The organism is Leptolyngbya cf. ectocarpi LEGE 11479 (assembly GCF_015207065.1).
Classification (GTDB): domain Bacteria; phylum Cyanobacteriota; class Cyanobacteriia; order Phormidesmidales; family Phormidesmidaceae; genus Leptothoe; species Leptothoe ectocarpi.
In genome coordinates this window covers 1-2,313 of sequence record NZ_JADEXP010000567.1, presented here as the reverse complement: position 1 = coordinate 2,313, position 2,313 = coordinate 1, and the positions used below count along the sequence as shown (strand labels likewise).

The 2,313-nt window shown below is 47.2% G+C and carries 2 protein-coding genes; both read right to left on the bottom strand.

Features of this window, described 5'->3' with window-relative positions:
- Window positions 1–924: 924 nt before the first annotated feature.
- On the bottom strand, window positions 925–1,260 hold the full coding sequence (locus IQ260_RS29965; protein ID WP_193996703.1) for a hypothetical protein: 336 nt from the start codon (window positions 1,258–1,260) through the stop codon (window positions 925–927).
- Window positions 1,261–1,596: 336 nt separating this feature from the next.
- Window positions 1,597–1,842: a hypothetical protein gene (locus tag IQ260_RS29960; RefSeq protein ID WP_193996702.1), complete on the bottom strand. Its 246-nt coding sequence runs from the start codon at window positions 1,840–1,842 to the stop codon at window positions 1,597–1,599.
- Window positions 1,843–2,313 lie beyond the last annotated feature (471 nt).

Sequence of the window (2,313 nt, the reverse complement as noted above, 5' to 3'; positions counted from 1 at the left end):
TCATTAACTAGGGCACCTATTTAGGGCGATTTTATTCTAGAGTTAGGTAATAATTTTGTTGGCTTTCAGCTATCGAAATCCAAAGTTGGAGAGTCTGAAATCAAGCAATACCATCTAATTCGCATAAATGCGAATTCCAGAGTAAAATGGCCCTAAGCACCTATTAAATTAGATCTCATAGATCTCAAGATTGCTGTTGCCTTTAAATCTTGAGCTTATTGTTGCTTGTGAATTTCAAGCTTATTATCACTAACCCATAGACAAAATGTCTGTTAGTTCATACGGCTATTCTAGACTTTGAGTCATAAAACATAGGTAAAGAACCTAGACAGATTTATAAACATCCTGCGAAAAATTCAAGAAGAATTAGTTTATTAAAGCTTCTTGTAAAAAGTTTTAGACGAAGTATGTCGTAGCTTCGCAGATATGTTCAATACTTTTACGTCCCATCAGAAGACGTGGTTTCAGCTTCTCTTGAGTTTTATTGTTGCCGCTACAAGCGTTTCTGGTTTTCCTGATTCTACAAGAATACCTGCACTATTTTTTCTGAGTTTGCGATGCCGTCAAGACTTCCAATACGCATTTTGATACTTGAAAGTTCAACAGCCATCACTGTAATATCAACAATTTCGCACATGCACCCCTATGTAAATCTCGAAATTTTCTTAGGCCTATTAAGAAGAAAGAGCCCCAAAGATGCATCTCTAGGGCTCGGAATCAGGGTGCATCTACCAATCCAACATGCGTGATTTGCATGGCCTTATCCGGAGTTGAGGCGCGACTTTACTAATACTTCAAACAATCTCCTGGTTACGCGGGGGTTAGTGAATTTTTGGGTTAATCTCCAGAAATGAGTTGCATTATTGACGGGTAACTGCCACAAGACTATCTGTCTTCCCCCTTGAAAAGGGGAGAAACGGTTTCTTATATAGGCTCGTCTGTTTGCTCGAGTTTTGCTTCTAGGGCTGATACTCGGTCTTGCAGCTCGATGATTAAAATCGCCAGGGTGTCGAACTGTTGATCGACGTTGGGAGTATCGGGCAGCGGTACTGGGCTAGAAGTGGTTCGGCCAGGGCTAGTGCGGGGTAGCTGAGATTGAAGACGGGTGACTTGGGACTGGAGCGATCGCAACTGCGATTCTAGCCGATTGATCCGAGGATTTAACAGCGACGGCGATGCCTCAGCGGCGCTAAACCAAACGCTGAAACATAGTGTCAGCGACAGACACAGCCCGATCAAGACCCTAAAGCGGAATTTCATTAGCCATACCCATATGACGTGATCTTCATTCTAGCGTCCGCGTTTTAGCGAACCTTAGATCTTGCATCTGGCGAGGCAGCGTCAACCCACCCAGGGTTCAAAACCCAGGACTAACTGAAGGGTGTCCGCTGGAAGGGACACAACGATCGGAGATGTGTTTACAATAGTTCGCTTCCACAACACTTAGCTATGCTTCGATCGGCCCACGACCAGCCCATAGCGCTTCCACACCAAATTGTCCCTTTTAGCGGACAACCCTCAGCTAGCGCCGGACTTTCAATCCGGCGCGGACTTCAGCCTCATAACCAGCACGGGCAAGAGACAACGGCTATCCCATTAATCAACCCTGACCCGCTTGGTCAAAATCGCCATCACCTCATTGGGTCGCCCGGTCGGTAAAGGGCGGCTCCAGTCGTTGGGCTCGGCATAGTGCCTACTGTGCAGGTCCTGGATGGTGAGCCGCACAACGGTAAGGCTACCCAGGGCGATCAGCCGCACGTTTTCGTACAGATGCTCGGGTAAATAGTCGGGCACACGCTGAACGGTGGGCGCAGCAGCGCCCTGATTAGACTCTTGAAACATGGTTCTGGTCTCCGTCAAAAGGACTGTCCCAAAAGGGACAAGGAAAGCCAGAACCTAACCCCAGCCCCCCACAAAGATGCATTGCAAATCGCAGAGGGTGGGATAATAACCCCCATCCCGTGGATTGCGTGTGAATCCGTGGGCCAGCCGTCAGTGGGTGTCGTAACCACCTGCTGACGGTGCCAAGTATTAGGTTCCAGTAGAACAGCCGCACTAACATTACGGCCTAGCCAAAAATCTAAACCGAATTGGCAGTCTCCGTCAAGCCAAGGATTGAGGGATTTTAAGTACGGAATTACGAAAATACACGTACCCTGCTTTTATTAAGTGCCTCTTACAATTAAACGTACTCATTGAACCCACGGCTAACGCACCTGAGAAGACAGTTCGATGGGCCAATCCCCCTCAAAAGCCATCACACTAACAGACTTTTTAGCTCTGCCAGAGACCAAACCTGGCAGTGAGTATATC